General features: G+C 67.0%; 17 protein-coding genes and 1 pseudogene. 10 read left to right on the plus strand and 8 right to left on the minus strand.

Going from position 1 to position 18,082, the window contains the following annotated elements:
* Positions 1 to 24 precede the first annotated feature (24 nt).
* The gene (locus OIE68_RS43655) at positions 25 to 720 is read right to left on the minus strand and encodes a nitroreductase (protein WP_327096734.1); all 696 of its coding nucleotides are present in this window, start codon (positions 718 to 720) and stop codon (positions 25 to 27) included.
* A gap of 447 nt (positions 721 to 1,167) precedes the next feature.
* Between OIE68_RS43655 and OIE68_RS43660 the strand changes: the two genes are divergently transcribed.
* The 4 genes from OIE68_RS43660 to OIE68_RS43675 are packed head-to-tail and all read left to right on the plus strand — an operon-like array spanning position 1,168 to position 5,607.
* Positions 1,168 to 1,395 carry a hypothetical protein gene (locus OIE68_RS43660; RefSeq protein ID WP_157187094.1) on the plus strand — a complete coding sequence of 76 codons (228 nt, stop codon included), beginning with the start codon at positions 1,168 to 1,170 and terminating at the stop codon, positions 1,393 to 1,395.
* 16 nt (positions 1,396 to 1,411) lie between these two features.
* The gene (locus tag OIE68_RS43665) at positions 1,412 to 2,332 is read left to right on the plus strand and encodes an SGNH/GDSL hydrolase family protein (RefSeq protein WP_327096735.1); all 921 of its coding nucleotides are present in this window, start codon (positions 1,412 to 1,414) and stop codon (positions 2,330 to 2,332) included.
* Positions 2,329 to 3,591: an acyltransferase gene (locus OIE68_RS43670; protein WP_327096736.1), complete on the plus strand. Its 1,263-nt coding sequence runs from the start codon at positions 2,329 to 2,331 to the stop codon at positions 3,589 to 3,591. The genes OIE68_RS43665 and OIE68_RS43670 overlap by 4 nt, the downstream gene beginning before the upstream one ends.
* Positions 3,592 to 3,609: 18 nt before the next feature.
* Entirely contained in the window at positions 3,610 to 5,607 is a 1,998-nt protein-coding gene (locus OIE68_RS43675; protein ID WP_327096737.1) for an Eco57I restriction-modification methylase domain-containing protein, read from the plus strand.
* Position 5,608: 1 nt separating this feature from the next.
* Here the strand turns inward: OIE68_RS43675 and OIE68_RS43680 are convergent, their stop codons facing one another.
* From OIE68_RS43680 to OIE68_RS43695, 4 genes are all read right to left on the minus strand, one after another.
* Positions 5,609 to 6,229, minus strand: a complete 621-nt coding sequence (locus OIE68_RS43680; RefSeq protein ID WP_327096738.1) for a TetR/AcrR family transcriptional regulator — start codon at positions 6,227 to 6,229, stop codon at positions 5,609 to 5,611.
* A 147-nt stretch (positions 6,230 to 6,376) separates the two neighbouring features.
* Positions 6,377 to 6,553, minus strand: coding sequence for a hypothetical protein (locus tag OIE68_RS43685; RefSeq protein WP_245720894.1), 177 nt, complete (start codon positions 6,551 to 6,553; stop codon positions 6,377 to 6,379).
* A 175-nt stretch (positions 6,554 to 6,728) separates the two neighbouring features.
* Positions 6,729 to 7,244 carry a gamma carbonic anhydrase family protein gene (locus OIE68_RS43690; protein ID WP_327096739.1) on the minus strand — a complete coding sequence of 172 codons (516 nt, stop codon included), beginning with the start codon at positions 7,242 to 7,244 and terminating at the stop codon, positions 6,729 to 6,731.
* A 64-nt stretch (positions 7,245 to 7,308) separates the two neighbouring features.
* Positions 7,309 to 8,268: a GlxA family transcriptional regulator gene (locus OIE68_RS43695; RefSeq protein WP_327096740.1), complete on the minus strand. Its 960-nt coding sequence runs from the start codon at positions 8,266 to 8,268 to the stop codon at positions 7,309 to 7,311.
* Between the two features lie 71 nt (positions 8,269 to 8,339).
* Between OIE68_RS43695 and OIE68_RS43700 the strand changes: the two genes are divergently transcribed.
* The 3 genes from OIE68_RS43700 (at position 8,340) to OIE68_RS43710 (ending at position 11,860) form a co-directional block, all read left to right on the plus strand.
* Positions 8,340 to 9,107 (plus strand): MBL fold metallo-hydrolase, encoded by a 768-nt coding sequence (locus OIE68_RS43700; protein ID WP_327096741.1) that lies wholly within the window; start codon positions 8,340 to 8,342, stop codon positions 9,105 to 9,107.
* A gap of 76 nt (positions 9,108 to 9,183) precedes the next feature.
* Positions 9,184 to 10,299 carry an alanine dehydrogenase gene (gene ald / locus OIE68_RS43705; protein ID WP_327096742.1) on the plus strand — a complete coding sequence of 372 codons (1,116 nt, stop codon included), beginning with the start codon at positions 9,184 to 9,186 and terminating at the stop codon, positions 10,297 to 10,299.
* A gap of 49 nt (positions 10,300 to 10,348) precedes the next feature.
* Positions 10,349 to 11,860 carry a serine hydrolase domain-containing protein gene (locus OIE68_RS43710; RefSeq protein ID WP_327096743.1) on the plus strand — a complete coding sequence of 504 codons (1,512 nt, stop codon included), beginning with the start codon at positions 10,349 to 10,351 and terminating at the stop codon, positions 11,858 to 11,860.
* A gap of 41 nt (positions 11,861 to 11,901) precedes the next feature.
* Here OIE68_RS43710 and sigJ read toward each other — a convergent pair whose 3' ends face one another.
* Positions 11,902 to 12,849 (minus strand): RNA polymerase sigma factor SigJ, encoded by a 948-nt coding sequence (sigJ, locus tag OIE68_RS43715; protein WP_327096744.1) that lies wholly within the window; start codon positions 12,847 to 12,849, stop codon positions 11,902 to 11,904.
* A gap of 200 nt (positions 12,850 to 13,049) precedes the next feature.
* Between sigJ and OIE68_RS43720 the strand changes: the two genes are divergently transcribed.
* Positions 13,050 to 13,967, plus strand: a complete 918-nt coding sequence (locus OIE68_RS43720; RefSeq protein WP_327096745.1) for a cobalamin biosynthesis protein — start codon at positions 13,050 to 13,052, stop codon at positions 13,965 to 13,967.
* Between the two features lie 155 nt (positions 13,968 to 14,122).
* Here the strand turns inward: OIE68_RS43720 and OIE68_RS43725 are convergent, their stop codons facing one another.
* Positions 14,123 to 14,983: an SURF1 family protein gene (locus OIE68_RS43725; protein ID WP_327096746.1), complete on the minus strand. Its 861-nt coding sequence runs from the start codon at positions 14,981 to 14,983 to the stop codon at positions 14,123 to 14,125.
* Positions 14,984 to 15,198: 215 nt separating this feature from the next.
* Positions 15,199 to 15,660, minus strand: a pseudogene (locus OIE68_RS43730) (low molecular weight protein-tyrosine-phosphatase); the annotation flags it as partial.
* A 44-nt stretch (positions 15,661 to 15,704) separates the two neighbouring features.
* Between OIE68_RS43730 and cobC the strand changes: the two are divergent.
* Together cobC and OIE68_RS43740 are read left to right on the plus strand one after the other, a co-directional pair.
* Positions 15,705 to 16,742: an Rv2231c family pyridoxal phosphate-dependent protein CobC gene (gene cobC / locus OIE68_RS43735; protein WP_327096747.1), complete on the plus strand. Its 1,038-nt coding sequence runs from the start codon at positions 15,705 to 15,707 to the stop codon at positions 16,740 to 16,742.
* Between the two features lie 144 nt (positions 16,743 to 16,886).
* The gene (locus OIE68_RS43740; protein ID WP_327096748.1) at positions 16,887 to 18,008 is read left to right on the plus strand and encodes a Nif3-like dinuclear metal center hexameric protein; all 1,122 of its coding nucleotides are present in this window, start codon (positions 16,887 to 16,889) and stop codon (positions 18,006 to 18,008) included.
* Positions 18,009 to 18,082: the final 74 nt, after the last annotated feature.

Below are 18,082 nucleotides of genomic sequence, written 5' to 3' on the forward strand. Positions count from 1 at the left end.
CGGGGGTGGGGCAGGATCGCGGTGTCAGTCGCTGTGCCAGGTTGCGACCTGGTCCAGGTCTTCGCGGGCGGTGCGGAAGGTATTGACCGGGTGGTCCGGGTCCGGATAGCCGAAGGAGATCGCGGCGACGACTCGGCGGTTTTCGGGCAGGTCGAAGTAGGTGTGCAGGAAGGGTGAGTAGGAGGCGAGGGCGGCTTGGGGTGCGGCACCGAGTCCAAGGCTCTGGGCCGCGAGGAGGAAGGTGCCGATGTAGAGGCCGCAGTCGATGGCGCCGTACACGCCGAGGTCGGCCTCGGTGGTGACGATCGCGACGTGCGGGGCGTCGAAGAGTTCGAAGTTGCGCATGGCTTGGCGCATGGTGCCTGCCTGATCGCCCTTCACGATGCCGACGCTGTCGTAGAGCTGCAGGCCGCATGCGCGTCGACGATCGCGGTAGGCGCCGGCGTACTGCGCGGGAAATGCGAAATCCGGTTCCGGCTCGGCGATTGCGACGTGTTCGAGGAGTTCTTTGCGGAATCGGTCGGTGCCCGCGTCCTCGGTGAGGACGACCTGCCAGGGCTGGGTATTGCACCAGGACGGGGTGCGCTGGGCCAGCCGCAGCAGGGCCTCGATGGTGTCGCGTGGGACCCGGTCGGATTTGAACTGACGGCAAGTCCATCTGTTGTCGAGGATGTGGCTCAGTGCCGTGAACTCGTCGGTCTGCAGGCTGGTCGGGCTCATGGGCACCCTCTTCGAGTTGGTCTTATTTCGAGACTGAACGCTAGCATCTGTGGTCTCGTTTTGGAATCGGCGAGGTGGGATCATCGGGCGTATGGTGTTGCATGCCGAAGTTAATGTCGCGGTTACATTCGTGAAACCGGTTGGGGTGCATACGCATTGACCGGGCTTGATAGCGAAATTGCTTGGCCCACTTCGGGATACGCGGCGCCGCCCAGCGCCGGAAGTGAGGTTCGGGTGGTCGGAGTGATTCGGTGAAAGATGCCGTGCGGGTCCGAGTCGGCCCGTAGCCTCCCGGCTAGATTAAAAAGCAAATGCTCCTGATTTACTGGAACGGGGATCATGTTGAAGGTTGGTCTTGCGACCGTGTTCGCTTGCGGTGCAGTGCTTCTCGGTGTCACCGGATGTAGTGAGGGGACCGAATCGCATGGCGATCACACCCCCACCAGCGTGCCGGTTGAGACCAGTGCACCGGCGCCGACCAGCGCCGCGGTCCAGTCGACCATCGCATCCGAAGCCCCGGCTCCACCCGCGCCGGAAGCGACATCGGTAGCGCCGCCGCCCGCCGCGGCACCGGAACCGCAAGCGCCACCGGCCGTGCAGGCGCCGCAGCCCGAACCCGCCAAACCCGCACCGACATTGACCGCCCCCGGATTCGAACCACGCGCGGGCTACTGACAGCGGAGGAAACACCGTGACCAGCAAGCTCTCTCGTCGTTGTGCCCGGTGGCTCGGGGTGGTGACGGCGACCGTGGCGGCGGTTGCCGCAGTGCCCGCGGCGGAGGCGGCGCCGCCCGCCGCGCCGGGTAGTTCCTTGGTGGTGCTCGGAGATTCCTTCGCCGCCAATGGTTTTCGGTGGGAAGCCGATGCGAAGGAGTGTCTGCGCGGACCGACTTCGTGGCCGACACAGCTGAGCCGATTGATGGGTGTCGCGGGTGGCTCCGACTTCGTGGACGTGTCGTGCTCCGGCGCGGCGATCGAGACCGAGCGGGGTTATTCGCTGGTTCAGGAGGCGATCAACGCCGATAAGGCGGGGGCATTCGGGCCGCGAACCAAGTTGATCGCAGTGCAGTTCGGGCTCAACGACATCTGGGGAGCGAATCCGGCCACACTGTGGACCTCGCTGGTTCCGTGCGTCCTCAATGTCGCCGAGGGGTGTGGTTTGGAAGCCGCCGCACAGGGGCGGATCACCGACTATCGGGGCGTATCGGGTGCGCAGTATGCCGAACGCATCCGCGCGGTGATCGAATATCTGCGGTACTACGCGCCGCAGGCGAAGGTAGTGCTGGTCGGCTATCCGGAATTGTTCCCGGCCGGGCAGAGTTTCACCTGTCTCAGCGTGCTCGGCGTCGGGCAGTACGTACAGCCGCGGGGTGCCGGGCTGGTCGAATATCTGGATCGCATCGATGCGGCGCAGCGGGACGCGGCGGCGCAGCTCGGAATCGAATTCTTCGACTCCAGGGCGCTGACGGCCGGGCACGGGTTGTGTTCGGCGCAGCCGTGGTTGAACGGTGTGCTCGATCCGCGCGCGGATCCGGTCGGGATTCCGTTTCATCCATCGGCGCACGGGGATTCGGTGATCGCTGGAGCGCTGTACGAGCGGTACGGCAAGTGACGACCGAGCCCACGGCGGATCCCGCCGAGGCGCGGCCCGCACTGCCTTCGCTGACCGGGGCGCGGTGGTGGGCCGCGTTCGCGGTATTCCTGTTGCACGCCTTGGTATTTCTGCCGGTCTATCCGTTTCAGAAGTCCGAGTTGTTCCGGCAGATCCACCAGGTGATGCCGATGCAGTTGGGCGCGGCCGGGGTCACATTCTTCTTCGTACTGTCCGGGTTCATCATCCATTGGTCGTTCCGGCCCGGAAATTCGGTGCCACGCTTCTATTGGCGGCGGGTGTTGAAGATCTATCCGACGCATCTGGTTGCGACGGTGGCCTTCGTCGTGGTCGCGAGTGTGCCACTGTCGCGGCTGGTGGTGTGGGCGCCGAATGTGCTGCTGATCCACACCTGGGTGCCGAAGTGGACGACGGTCGGCGGGCTCAATGTGCCGTCCTGGTCGCTGGGTGCGGAAATGCTGTTCTACCTGAGCTTTCCGCTTGCCTTGCCGCTGGTGCGGCGCATTCGCGGGGAGCAGGTGTGGTGGGTGATCGCAGGTCTGCTCGTGCTGATTCTCGCGCTGCATACGGCGTACTTCCTGTGGGTGCCCGGTCCGAAGGGCATCGCGAATGCCTTTGCGCCACGGCTCGTTCCGGGAAATGTGTCGCCGTACTTCGAGCTGCACGCGTCACCGGCCTGGTTCGCACAGCCGGATATCCCGGTGGCGCCGTCCTATTGGCTCAGCTATACGTTTCCGGCGTCGCGGCTGCCCGAGTTCTTCCTCGGGGTGCTCGCCGCGCGGCTGGTGCTGGAGGGGCGCTGGCGCAATACCCGGCTGGATCGGCCGCTGCTGGCCTTGGCCGTCGCCTTCGCGGCCACCTGGGTGGTGCCGGTGAACTACAAGATGTCGGCGCTGCTGCTCGCACCGATGACCGCGGTGGTCGCGACGCTCGCGGCGCGGGATCTGGCTGGTCTGCGCGGCCTGAACGCCTCGCCCAGGATGGTGTGGCTCGGCAATATTTCCTTCGCCTTCTATCTGATCCAGTTTCCGGTCATGGTGCTGATCACCCGGCTGTTCATCGGCGGTCGACAGTTCGGTCCACTCGGCTGGCTGGGGTTCGCCGGGCTGAGCCTGATCGTCGCGATAGCGGCGGCGGCCGCGATCTACCGCTGGGTGGACGAACCGCTGATGCGTCGCTTCGCCGGCCGCCGCGCCGTGCGTCCGCCCGCGACGACGCGAGCTCCGGTCGACCGCGTTACCGCCTCGGTTGCGCCGTGACGAGGCAGAATCCCAGGCATGACTCCCGGCGAGCCGGCCGCGCGCGACCGTAAACGGCACGGTAGGCACTACACGCCACCCGCCCTGGCGCGCTTTCTCGCGCAGCGGCTGCTCGAACATGCGCCGCTGCCAGCTGACGTCGGGTCGTCGGGAACCGGTCATGCTGTGGCGCCGGACGTGCGGTCGGCAGTGCGGGAACCTGGTCAGCAGGCGCGACGGGCCGCGACCGGGACTGGGACGCCTGATGGAGAGGTGCGGGACACGGCAGCCCTGGGCGCTGGAGTGCGGGTGCCGAGCGGAGGGGTGCTACGGGTGCTCGATCCGGCCTGTGGGGACGGTGAGCTGCTGCTCGCGCTGGATCAGGTTGCGGGGGAGTTGGTGCCAGGGGTGCGGGTGGAATTGGTGGGGTACGACCTGGATGCCGCCGGGGTTGCGGTGGCGCGAGAGCGGGCGGCGGCCGCGGGGGTCGCGATCGAGTGGCATATCGGGGATTTCCTGACCGAATCGGCGGGGATCGCGGCGGGTTCGTTCGATGCGATCATCACCAATCCGCCGTATGTGCGGACTCAGCAGTTGGGTGGGCCGACCGCGCAGTTGCTCAGCAAGCAGTTCGGGTTGCAGGGGCGGATCGATCTCACCCACCCATTCGTCGCGGTCGCGCCGCGGCTGCTGAGGTCGGGTGGGGTGCTCGGGTTGCTGTGTGCCAATCGGTTTCTCACCACCAAGGCCGGTGCGAATATTCGGAGCCTGCTGCGCACCGAGTTGGCTCCGGTCGAGCTGTACGACCTCGGTGATACGAAGTTGTTCGAGGCGGCGGTGCTGCCCGCGGTCACCATCGCCACCCGGACGGCAGCCCGCGCGGTCTGCCGCTATGTTTCGGCCTACGAGATCGATGCCGCCGAAATCGTCGGCGGGACGGATCTTTTCGAGGCGCTGGCGGCCGAACAGAGTCACTGTGTCGAGCACTGCGGGCGTACTTTCGCGGTCGAGGTCGGTACGTTGGCGACGGGCGATCAGGCAGTGATCCGTGGGGCATCCGGCGATCAGATGACGGGTGATCGAGCAAACCGCGGCGATCCGGTGGTATCGGGACCGGTAGTTGCCTGGCGGGTTGCCGCTTCCGATCGTGGTGACGCTGTGGACGCGCCGGAAACCGTTGCTAGTGACGCGGACGGGCACAGCGGCGCGTGGCGAATGTCCCGGCCGGAGATCGACAGGTGGTTGGCCGAGGTGGAGGCGGGGACCTGGCGGACATTCGGTGCCGTGGGGCGGATTCGGGTGGGGATCAAGACAACTGCGGATCGGGTGTTCATTTCCGATCGGTGGGCGGAGCTGCGGCCGCGGCCGGAGGGGGAGTTGTTATTCGATTTGATCACCCATCAGGATGTCGATCCGTGGCGGATTTCGCGTGAGCGCGACGTACAGGTGCTGTATCCGTACGACACGTCACAACCCGCGCGGATGCCGGTTGACCTGCGAGAATTTCCCGGGGCCGCGGCATATTTGGAGTCACATCGGGAGACGTTGGCAGGTCGGAAGTATCTGACCGACAGCGGCAGGGAGTGGTTCGAGATCTGGGTGCCGCAGCGACCGCATCTGTGGCGGGTGCCCAAAGTGGTCTTTCCCGATATCAGCGAGCGGCCACGATTCGCCTTGGATCGGTCCGGGGCGGTGGTGAACGGGGATTGCTATTGGATGTCGCTGGCCGATCTCGGGGTGGACGGCGCCGCGGAGCGGTTGGCGTATTTGCTGATGGGCGTCGCGAATTCGGCGCTGGGCCTGCGGTTCTACGATGCGGTGTGCGGGAACCGGCTGTATTCGGGTAGGCGGCGGTGGATCACCCAGTATGTATCGCGGCTGCCGCTGCCGGATCCGACCACGATGCGGGCGGGTGGCGTCGTCGAACTGGTTCGGGAGTTCATCGACGACGGCAGGGAGCCCGACGCGAATTCGCTCCGCCTGCTCGATGAATGGGTGGCGGCCGCCTTCGGCACCCGGATGTTCGAAATGCGTTGAGTTATGTGGTGGCCCGGACACCGACCATCGGCAGCAACGTGCGTCGCGCGAAATTCCGACCCGCCGCCACATCATCGATCGGAATGAGCCCGTCGGGCGTCAATGCCAGCGACAGTGCCAGCCGCGCCATGATCTCGGCGACGAGTTCGAAGTCGAAGTCGTCATCCGCACCGCTGCGGAGTTCGCGCAGTTTCTCCGCCAGATAGGTGCGCCCGACCGCGATGATCGGTCCGGCCTCGGTAGTCAATCGGGGCAGGATGAGATCGGGTTCGGTGCGCAGCAGCCGCCGCAACAGCTCGTTGCCCGCGATCGCGGTGATGACCGCGACGAAGATCTCGATCAGCTGTTCCTCGACGCCGTCGACCTTCTGCACCCGCTTATCGATCTCGGCGACGAAACGCTGCGCCTCGCGCACGCTGACCGCCTCGACCAGATCGTTCTTCGATTCGAAGCGGCGATACAGGGTGGCCGGGCTGATTCCGGCGCGCCGGGCGATCTCGCCCATGCTGGTGCGTTTGATGCCGAAGTCCAGGAACGCCGACAGCGCGCTCTCCAGCAGGTTCTCACCGTCGCTGACGGGCTTTTCCAGGATGCGCTGGAGGATGGGCGGAACGGTCGGCATCGAAGCTCCAGTCGAATCGGCTCGGGACGCCGATGGTGCCTGGGCGTCACGACGGTGCGGGTGCGTGCCGTTCATTATTTCACCGGGTCGCGGCGGTTCGACCGCGGATCGGCACCAGAGCTCGACCGACGACTGGCGGACGCGCGACTATGTGCGCGGCAGATCCAGTTCCGCCATCTCCTTTTCGATCGCATTGGCGGCGAAATCCACTCCGCTGGAGCGCAATTCGTGCACTCGCCGCTGTAGCGCCTCGATCCCACCCGGCTGGGCCGCGATATCGGCCACGCTGATCCGCCCCGACGGCCGGTGCATACTCTGCTGCACGTACGCCACCGTGTTACCTCCTGCCTGCACGCTCTGCGGCCACCATCCTGGTGGGCTCGTCCTCCGCGCTGCAGACCACTCGACAGCTGTGTCGGCGGGAGACCTCGGGATACCGGGCACGCTGGCAGAATGCTATCAGCGATTTAGATTGGTCACTTGATCAGTGTGCTCTGTCTCACACCTGTTTCGCGTCTCGGTGATTGGCCATGTTGTGGAGGTACACAGCGCTATTCAGTCGGATGCCGTCCCGCTCTGCCTCGCTCAACTCGCGACGCACCTTGCCGGGCACCCCCGCGACCAGCGAGCCGGGCGGAATCTGCGCACCCTCCGGAATCAGCGCATTGGCGGCGATCAGACTGCCCGCACCGATGACCGCGCCATTGAGCACCGTGGCGCCCATGCCGACGAGCACATCGTCGCCGACGGTGCAGCCGTGCAGGATCGCATTGTGTCCCACCGAAACTCCGGTGCCGACGGTGAGCGGGAAGCCGGGGTCGGCGTGCAGTACGCACCCGTCCTGGATGTTGGTGCGCGCGCCGACGCTGATCGCCTCGAGGTCACCGCGCAGTACGGCGCTGTACCAGATGCTCACATCGGCCGCGAGTTGCACACGTCCGATTACGGTGGCGTTCGGTGCGATCCACGCGGTCTCGTCGATTTCGGGCGTATGTCCGCTTACCTCGATCCTCATGCCGAAAACATAAGGGGACCGAAAGCGGCGGAGCCGACGGGGTGGGCGAACGCAGCTGGAGCTGCTACTCCACCGGGACCGGTGTGCCCGAGAACAGCGCGCGGTGCGCGGCCGGGCTGGTCCCGAGGATGCGGTGGAAGTGGTGGCGCAGGCTGACCGCGGTGCCGAAGCCGGTCTCGGCGGCAATGCGATCCATGGTGTCGGTGGTGGATTCCAGCAGCAGCCGCGCGCGGTCGGCGCGTTGTTGCAGCAACCACTGCTGCGGACTGTTTCCGGTGCGTTCGCGGAAGCGGCGGGTGAAGGTGCGTCGCGACATGAGTGCGATGCGAGCCCAATTGTCCAGGTCGATCGGCTCGCCGAGATTCGTCCGCGCCCAGACCATTGCGCGTTCGACCGGATCGTCGTCGGCGGCTTCGGGTACGGCGACCGGTATGTACTGGGCCTGGGAGCCGCTGCGGTGCGGGGCGGTCACGAGCGACCTGGCCAGTTCGGTGGCGGCCCGGCTGCCGAGGTCGTCGCGGACCAGGTGCAGGCAGCAGTCGAGTGCGGCGGCGACGCCCGCGGAGGTGACGATATCGCCGAGGTCGGTCCAGAGGGTGTCGGCACGGACCCGGACCTTCGGATAGGTCGCGGCCAAATCGGCGGCCGCGGCCCAGTGGGTGGTGATTTCCCGACCGTCCGCCAGACCGCTCGCCGCCACCGCGAAGGAACCCAGGCACAGGCCGACGATCCTGGCACCCCTGGCGTGAGCTCGATGCAGTGCGTCGCGCAGTTCCGCCGAGATGCTCATATCGCGCCGCCAACTCGGGATCACCACCATGTCGGCGCGCTCGAAGGCGTCGAGTCCGGTCTTCACGACGATGTCGAAACCGGCCGGGGTCCGCAGGGTGCCGGGATTTTCAGCGCAGACCTCGACGCGATAGTCGGGTGTGCCCTCGGTGCCAACCCGGCCGAAGACCAGCGTCGGTACCGACAGATGGAAGGGGATAACCCCGTCGAAGGCCAGAGCGGCGACGGAACGCATGGCCCGATCTTATCGCTAAGCGGCTCACGGGCCACTATTGATCGAATATAGGGGCGACAAGTATTGATCCCATGACCGAGACGATTGCACGCACCACCATCGAAGCCCTGCATATCGGCGGGCCTACTCTGCGCTTCCGGTACGGCACCCTGACTTGGCTGACCGATCCCACCTTCGACGCTCCGGGTGACTATCCCGGCCCGATCACGCTGCACAAGCTCACCGGCCCTGCCGTTTCGGTGGACCAGGTGGGACCGGTAGATGTCGTGCTGCTGTCGCACGACCAGCACGACGACAATTTGGATCACTCCGGCCGTGAATTCCTCTCGACAGTGCCGACCGTCTTGTCGACGCCGGATGCCGGCGATCGCATCGAAGGTGTTCGGGGACTGGCGAATTGGGAGACCGTCACGTTGGGTGACGTGCGCGTGACGGCTGTGCCCGCACTGCACGGGCCCGAGGGGTGCGAGTCGCAGACCGGCGTGGTCACCGGGTTCGTATTGCAGGCCGAGGGGCTGCCGACCGTGTATGTATCGGGTGACAATGCCTCGGTCGCGGTCGTCGAGCAGATCGTGGCGCGGATCGGCCGGATCGATATCGCGATTCTGTTCGCCGGTGCCGCGAATGTCGGCCGGTTCGGCGATATCGATCTCACCCTGAACGCCCGTACCGCGGTGCAGGCCGCCGAGGCGTTGGGTGATGCGGTGATCGTGCCGGTGCATGCCGAGGGATGGGCGCATTTCAGTGAGACGCTCGAGCGCCTGGAGCGGAATTTCGGGTACGCCGGGCGGGGCGAGCAGCTGCGCATTCCGAAGCTGGGTGAGACGTTCGCGGTGTGAGCGTCCTCGGAAAACCGGTGGTGCGCTCAGCGCGGCGTTCATGGCGCCGGGGCCATTGGTGGTCCACGATGGCGATATGAGGATCGCAGTTCCGCGGGAGGTCAAGGAGCAGGAGTTTCGAGTGGCGCTGACCCCGGCCGGTGCCAGGGAACTGGTGCGGCACGGGCACGAAGTGCTGATCCAGGCCGGTGCGGGGGTGGGGTCCGGATTTTCGGATGCGGATTATGTCGCCGCCGGTGCGCGGATGGTGCCCACCGTCGAACAGGTGTGGTGGGAGGGTGAGCTGGTACTGAAGGTCAAGGAGCCGATCGCCCAGGAGTATCCGCGGCTGCGCCGGGAGCAGGTGCTGTTCACCTATCTGCATCTGGCCGCGTCGCGCGAGTGCACCGATGCGATTCTGCGCTCCGGAATCACCGCGATCGCCTATGAGACGGTGCGGGCGGCGGATGGGTCGCTACCGCTGCTCGCACCGATGAGCGAGGTCGCGGGCAAGCTCGGCCCACAGGTCGGCGCATATCACCTGATGGCGCCGCTCGGCGGTGCCGGGCTATTGCTCGGCGGGGTACCGGGGGTGCTTCCGGCCGATGTGGTGGTGCTCGGCGGTGGTGTCGCGGGGACGAACGCGGCCACGGTCGCGGCCGGGATGGGCGCGAAAGTCACTGTGCTGGATACGAATTTGACGCGACTGCGCGAGCTCGACGCGCGGTTCGAAGGGCGTATCTCGACGGTGGCCTCGAATGCGGTCGAGGTTGAACGGGCTGTACTGTCCGCGGATCTCGTCATCGGTTCGGTGCTGGTGCCTGGCGCGCGGGCGCCGAAGCTCGTGTCCGAGGAACTGGTTCGCGGTATGCGGCCAGGATCGGTGCTGGTGGATATCGCCATCGATCAGGGCGGGTGCTTCGCCGGTTCACATCCGACGACGCACGCGAATCCCACATTCCGCGTGGCTGATTCGCTGTACTACTGTGTGGCGAATATGCCGGGTGCGGTGCCGCACACCGCGACCGTGGCGCTCACCAATGCCACTCTCCCGTATGTGCGGGCGATCGCCGACCATGGGTGGCGGGAGGCGTGCACGGTGCATCCCGATCTCGCGCACGGGGTCACCGCGGATAAAGGGCGGTTGCTGTCGGCAGAGGTTGCGGCGGCGCACGGATATTCGATACCCGAACCGGTTGGGTTGGCGGGCTGACGTGGTGCGATGGTGGATCCGCGGACGCGCAACGAGAAGGGCGAAAGCGGTGGTTGCGGAATACCTCCGGCGGGTAATGATGATCGCATTACTGCTGGTGCTGTTGCCGTCGGCTGGCACCGCGGTTGCGGCACCGGCGGCGGAGGGCGTCGATCCGGCGGCGGTGGGTCGGTATATGTCCGAATACCTTTCCCGGACACGGCTGCCGGGGGCTTCGATCGCCATTACCCATGGGGATCGGGTTGTGTATGTCGCGGGGTACGGTCACGATTCGAGCGGTGCGGCGATCAGCGCGACGTCGCGCATGCCGATCGCTTCGGTGAGCAAGTCCATGACAGCGTTGGCCGTGATGCAGTTGGTCGATGCGGGGAAGGTGCGGCTCGACGCGCCGGTGCGTGAGTACCTCACCGACTTTCGGTTGGCCGATTCGCGCGGTGATCGGATCACCGTGCGGGAGTTGTTGAATCAGACGTCCGGAATGTCGGATACCGCTTTTCCCGATCTGCGGCGGCCACAGGCGGATTCGCCGGCCGGGGCGGTCGCCCGACTACATGCGGCGAAACTTGCCGCCGATCCGGGGACGGAATTCCACTATCACAACCCGAACTACCAGGTGGCCGCTCGGCTGGTAGAGGTGGTCAGCGGGGAACCGTTCGCGGACTATATGCGGCGAAATGTATTCGGGCCCATCGGTATGCGCGACAGCACCACGGTGAATACGCCGCGCGACGCCGAGGATGTGACGCACGGATACATTCGGGCATACGGCCTCGCGATACCGGTTGCCGAGCCCGATTGGTTCGTCGGCGGTAGCCACGGTGTGATCACCACGGCCGCCGATCTGGCCGCGTGGCTGATCACCCAGAACAGCGGTGGCGTGGCACCGGACGGGCGCCGGGTGGTGTCCGCTGCGGCGGTGACCGAGATGCACACACCATCCGGAGTCGGTGACGACGATTACGGAATGGGTTGGCAGCGCGAACAATCCGATCAGATCGTGCACTACGGTGACTGGTTCACCTACACCGCCGCGCAGGTCCTGGTGCCCGACACCGGATACGGGATCGCTGTCATAGCCGATACCGGCTTGGCGCTCGAGGACGATCCCAGAATCATCGCGCAAGGCTTGGTAGAGCTGACCCGGGGCGAGTCACCGGATGTGCACCGCCCGTGGGGCATCTACGCCGACTGGGGCATGGCACTGCTGACGCTCGCGACTCTCGCTCTCGGTGTGCTCTGCCTGGTGCGATCGCGCCGCTGGGCCGATCGGCAGACCACCCGTTCCAGCTGGCTGATCGCCCTGCGCCAATTGCCTTATCTCGCCCCGATCCCGATCCTCATCGCGCTACCACAGCTCGCAGGTCTGGTCTTCCGCGGCCGGGCCCCGACTTTCCTCCAGGTGACCTACGTTTGGCCTGGTCTCGTGGTATTTCTCGGTGTTGCCGCGTTGGCGGGCGGGTGTGTTCTTCTCGCTCGCGGTGTCTGGCTCATCATGTTGCGGCGCAATCGATCCGGGACCGATGTCGAGCGAGAAGCGCCCGTGGCCCAGGCGCCCGCCTAGCCGACAGCGGCCCGCACATCGAAATGTGCGGGCCGCGTGGGTTATTCGGCGTCCGGGCCGAGGTACCAGTCGGGGGCGCCTTCGGTGGGGAGGTCGTGCAACTTGTCCGGGTTGCGGACGACGTTGATGGCGACGATGCGGCCGTTGTCGATGGTGAAGGAGAAGACGCCGGTGTGGGTGCCGTCGAAGACGACCAGACCGGGCGCGCCGTTGACCAGGACCGCACGGCCCCATGCGCCCGCCGCGGACGGCGCGTGGTACCAGCCGAGCAGCATCTTCGCGATGAGTTCGGCGCCGCGCACGGGCTGGCGGATGGCGGGCACCTTGCCGCCGCCGTCGGCGGTCAGGCTGACATTGGCATCGAGCACGCCGAGCAGCGCGCTCAGATCACCCGAGCGCCAGGCGACCGCGAAGGCCGAGACGACCTTCTCCTGTTCGTCGGGCGAGGCGGGGAAGCGGGGCGTGCCGTCCTCCACGTGCTTGCGTGCACGCGAGGCGAGCTGCCGCACGGCCGCCGGCGTGCGCCCGACGACCTCGGCGACCTCGGGACCGCTCATACCGAACACATCCTGCAGCACGAATGCGGTGCGCTCGGCGGGCGAGAGGGATTCCAGTACGACCAGCAGCGCCGTCGTGACGCGCTCGTCCTGCGTGATCCGGTCGGCCGGATCGTCCCAGGTGGTGACCTCGGGTTCCGGCAGCCATTCACCGACATACTGCTCGCGCCGGGCGCGGGCCGAACCGAGCTGATCGAGGGCCAGCCGCCCGGTGACCGTGGAGAGCCAGGCCCGCAGATTCTCGATCTCGCCTGCGGTCCCGGCCTCGAACTGGCGCTGCAGCCGCAGCCACGCCTCCTGCACCACGTCGTCGGCATCGGTGAGACTGCCGAGTGTGCTGTAGGCGAGCCTGCGCAGATACGGCCGGTGCTCCTCGAAACGCCGAGCCAACTCGGCCTGGTCGATGGGTTCGGAGGAGTGGTCTGCAGTCACTGGTCTCGCCGTTCGGTCGTACGGCCCCGTCAGGGGCGAGCTTATGCGTCGTCACCCTGATGACGACGCAGGGCTAGCGAGTGTGACATTTCGTCGCTCGAGGCGCGCTGGCGGGTTGCGGGTGCGAACACGCCTGGGACGGGACCTCGTGCGCTGGGCGCGGGCATTCCCGGGCCGTGGCGACGGGCTACCCTCGCCGGGTGCAAACGGGGACTTCTACGGCGGCCGGGCTGTTGCTCGGGTTCGCCCTCGACCGTGTATTCGGTGATCCACGCCGGTGGCATCCGGTGGCCGGATTCGGTACGGCGGCAAGTGCGCTGGAGCGGGTTACCTATGCCGATCGACGTTCGGCGGGGGTCGTGCACGAACTGGTTTTGGTGGGTGCGACAACGGCGTTCGGGTTCGGGCTACGGCGCGGTGGGGTAGTGGTGACCACGCTGGCGACGTGGACTGTGCTCGGCGGGCGCAGCCTCGTGCGCGCCGGACGGGAGATGGCCGACCGGCTCGAATCCGGTGATGTCGCGGGTGCGCGGGCACTGCTGCCTTCGCTGTGCGGACGGGATCCGGAAGTGCTCGATGCGGACGGATTGGCCCGTGCCGCATTGGAATCCATTGCCGAGAACACCTCTGACGCGACGGTCGCGCCCCTGCTGTGGGGTGCGATCGCCGGGACGCCGGGGTTGCTCGGATATCGCGCGATCAACACCTTGGACGCGATGATCGGCTACCGCAACGAGCGATACCTCCGCTTCGGCTGGGCCGCCGCTCGCGTCGACGATCTGGCGAATCTGTTGCCCGCCCGCGTCACCGGCATGCTCACCGCCGTCCTGGCCCCTGCTGTGGGCGGTCATCCGGCCGACGCGCTGCATGCGTGGCGACGAGACGCGTCCAAACACCCCAGCCCCAATGCCGGGGTCGTCGAGGCCGCGATGGCAGGTGCGCTCGGTGTCCGCCTCGGCGGGCGGACTCGATACCGACATGGCACCGAACTGCGTCCCAGCCTCGGCGACGGCTCTGCGCCTCGAGTCGCGGATCTCCGTCGCGCTGTACGCATGTCGGAGGCTATCCAGGTCGGCGCGGTCCTGACCGCAGCGCTTTGGTCGGTTCTACGTCGCTGACTTGGCTCGATCCGGGGCTGGGCGTCTCTTTTCGCATCCACGTCGATGTTCACGCTGCCGTGGCCAGGCCAATTCGTTCGTTGCAGTCCGAGTCCTGCGTCCAGCAGTCCCGGGATCCCCTCGCGGGACCTCGTTTCAGCCGTGAGCGCCGGTAATCAGCGAGTACCGCCGTAGCGGTCGGCCAGGCGCTGCTGGTTGGTGGATGCCGGTGCGGGGGTGGAGGTTTCGGCCGGGGCTGGTTCCTGGGTGGCCTTGGCCTTTTCCTTGCGGCGCTCGCGGATCTCGGCGTAGATGAAGTAGCCGAGGCCGAGGGGAGCCATGATGCCGAAGGCCAGCCATTGCAGGCCGTAGGAGAGGTAGGGGCCCGCGTCGAGTTGCGGGAGGGGGGTGGAGGTGAAAGCGCCGGGCTGGTTTTCGCTGAGCTGCAGGTAGCCGCCGCGTTCGCCGGTGGGAATGGCGGTTAGGGGCTCCTGCAGGACGGTCATCTCCTGTGTGGTGTCCACCGAATACACCTGGCGGTAGCCGTCCTGGACCATCGGGTCCTTACCGGGGGTGACGCCCTCGGACATCCGGATTCGCGCCTCGATCTTCTGTGGCCCGGCGGGCGGGTCCGGAATCTGCGGTGGGCGGGAACCGTCTACGGCCGCGACGAGACCGCGATCGATGAGCAGGATGCGGCCGTTGTCGAGTTTGAAGGTGGCCAGCACCGAGTAGCCGGGCGCGCCGTCGAGGTGGCGCAGACGAACCAGCACGGTCGAGTTCGGCGTATAGCTGCCGGTCGCCGTGACACGTCGCCATTCGGCGGGCGAATCGGTGCTCTGGTCGTCCAGGACGGTGGCGATATCGATCGGGGCGGCGTCCACCGAATCGGCGATCAGCTGGTTGCGGTGCGAGGTGGTGGTGTTCTTGCCGAGCTGCCACGGTGCGAGCACGGTGAAGCAGAGGTAGGCGAAGGCCGCCACGAGTACGGCCAGGATCAGCCAGCTCGGGCGCAGCAGGAAGGTCAGTCGGCGCATCACGGGCGTCCGTCGGGGACGGGTTCGTAAGAGACCGATTGGTCCGATTTGCGTCCGGGCTCTTCGACAGCGAGGAAGCTGTCCGTGGATGCGACGACGTCTCGGGATGCGTCGATTGTCAGGCCGCGGGCGGATGCGTCAGTGTGGGCCGAGCGGATGGCATCGCCCGGGTCCGCGGCTTGGCCCGTGTCGCCGGTGCGCGCGGCGAGGGTGGTACGAACCCAGTCCAACAGCCCAGGGATGGCGGCCGCGATCTGGTCGTGGACCAGGTCGAAGTCGGCGGTGTCGCCGTAGTACGGGTCGGGGACGTCGAGGGCGTCGGCAGCGGGGTCGAAGCTGCGGAGTAGGCGGCGGCGATCCGATGAGATGCCGAGGGTGGCGAGGCGGCGTTCGTGGCCGGAGTCGAGGGCGACCAGCAGGTCGGCGTCGCGGTGTTGGCTGCCGAATTTCGCGGCGACGTGGCCGGTCGGATAGCCGTGGCGGCGCAGGGTGGCATTGGTGCGGCCGTCTGCATCCTGTCCGGCATGCCAGCCGTCGGTGCCCGCGCTGCTGACCCGCACGCGGTCGGCGAGCCCCTCGCGGTACAGGTGTACCGCGAACATCTTCTCCGCCATCGGCGATCGACAGATGTTGCCGGTACAGACGAACGAGACGTGCAACTCTCCCACGACAGCCATTCTGGCCGGTCGGCCCGATGGACCGCCACGTAGGGTGTTTTCTCGTGTCAGCGGACAGTGTCGACCACGCGAAATTGCGTCATCACGGTGACGTCGATGCGCGCCCCGGCATGCTCGATTTCGCGGTGAATGTGCAGGGCGGTGCGCCGCCGGGCTGGTTGCGAAACCGACTGGCCGCGCGACTCGACGACCTCGGCAGATATCCGAGCGTGGCCGACGAACTCGCCGCACGCGCCGCGGTGGCGGCCCGCCACGGCCGCAGCGCCGACGAAGTGTTGCTGCTGGCGGGCGCGGCCGAGGGTTTCGCGATGCTGCCCCGACTCGCACCGCGACTGGCCGCGGTGCTGCACCCCTCGTTCACCGAGCCCGAACTGGCGCTGCGCGCGGCCGATATCCCGGTGACCCGCGTCGTACTCGAGCCGCCGTACACCCTCGATCCGGCGCTCGTCCCCACCACGGCCGACCTGGTAGTGCTCGGCAACCCGACCAATCCCACCTCGGTCCTGCATCCCGCCGACACCATTCGTGCGCTGTGCCGACCGGGTCGCATCATCGTCGTCGACGAGGCCTTCGCCGATGCGATTCCCGGCGAACCACAGTCGCTGGCCGCTGCGGCCGGAGCGGACATCCTCGTCTTGCGCAGCCTCACCAAAACCTGGGCCCTGGCAGGTCTGCGCTGCGGCTACTTCCTCGGCGCCCCCCAACTGCTGGCCCGCCTGAATCACGGCCGCGCACACTGGCCGCTCGGCACACTGCAACTGGAAGCGATCATCGCGACCGCCGAGCCGGATGCGGTCGCCGCGACACAGCAGCGCGCGCACACGATCGCCGCCGAACGCGACTCGATGATCGAACGACTGACCGCTGTCGGCATAGACGTCCACACCCCGGCCGCCGGGCCATTCCTTCTGCTGCGCGTGCCGGACGGTGAACTCCTGCGAAAGCACCTGGCAGACCAGGGAATTGCGGTCCGCCGCGCGGACACCTTCCCGGGCCTCGGAGCGGATTACCTGCGCGTCGCGGTCCGCGGTCCCGCCGAGGTCGATCGGTTGGTAGCCGGAATCCGTGCGGCAGGAGTTTGATGTCGGCCCAGACGGGTTGTCCTTCGGTATGTCCGCCCCGTGTGGGCGCGGTGCGAGCGAACCGGATCGGGTGCTGGTCCCGGGCCGTCAGATGTTGGCAGGTGATCTTGGTGCGGGCGGAAATCGGGATATGGAGGTAGGCGGATGGTGACGACGCTGGCGGATCTCATCGGGGTGCTCGATGCGGCATATCCGCCGAAGTTGGCGGAATCGTGGGATTCGGTGGGGTTGGTGTGCGGTGACCCGGGTGATGAGGTGACTCGGGTGCTGTTCGCGGTGGATGCTACTGCCGCCGTGGTGGATGAGGCGATCGATTGGCGGGCGCAGGCTTTGGTGGTGCACCATCCGCTGCTGTTGCGCGGCGTCGACACTGTCGCGGCCGATACGCCCAAAGGTGCTCTGCTACATCGGCTCATCCGGTCCGGGTGTGCGTTGTTCGCGGCGCATACAAATGCGGACTCCGCTGATCCGGGAGTTTCCGATGCGCTGGCCGATGCGCTCGGACTCACCGTCACCGGACCTTTGGATTCGAAACCGCGAGCCGCCGTGGACAATTGGGTGGTCCAGGTGCCGCGTTCGCATGCGGATGAAGTGCTGGCGGCGCTGTTCGCGGCCGGTGCCGGTGGCAGCGGAACCTATCGTGACTGCGCTTTGCGGGTGCCGGGAGTCGGGCAGTTTCGTCCGGTGGCCGGGGCCGATCCGGCGATCGGCGCGATCGGGGAGTTGCAGCAGGTCGACGAGGACCGCCTCGAAGTGATCGCCCCGCCCGCGGCGCGTACGGCCGTGCTGGCGGCGCTGCGGTCGGCCCATCCCTACGAGGATCCCGCCTATCACGTCAGCGAGCGTGCGGCGTTGCCATCCGGGCTCGGCATCGGTCGAGTCGGCACTCTGCCCGAACCGGAGTCCTTGCGCGAGTTCACCTCTCGGGTTGCCGCCGCGTTGCCCGCGACCACCTGGGGCGTTCGTGCGGCCGGTGACCCGGACCGTATGATCCAGACCGTCGCGGTATGCGGCGGCGCGGGCGACTCCTATCTGAATACGGTTGCCCGCCTCGGTGTCGACGCCTACGTCACCTCCGACCTGCGTCACCATCCGGTCGACGAACACCTGCGCAGCGGCGGCCCCGCCGTGATCGATGCCGCGCACTGGGCCACCGAGTTCCCTTGGTGCGCACAGGCGCAGACAGCAGTCCGAACCGTCCTGCCCGACCTCGAAACCCGCGTCTCCACCCTGCGCACCGACCCCTGGACGATCGCCACCCCGTAATCCGATACCGAACCAGCCAGTGCGACGGCGTGTTCGGGGCGTGTTGCCGGACTTGGTATGTGGTTCAGGTGAGT

Origin of the sequence: Nocardia vinacea (assembly GCF_035920345.1) — a bacterium.
GTDB classification, from domain to species: domain Bacteria; phylum Actinomycetota; class Actinomycetes; order Mycobacteriales; family Mycobacteriaceae; genus Nocardia; species Nocardia vinacea_A.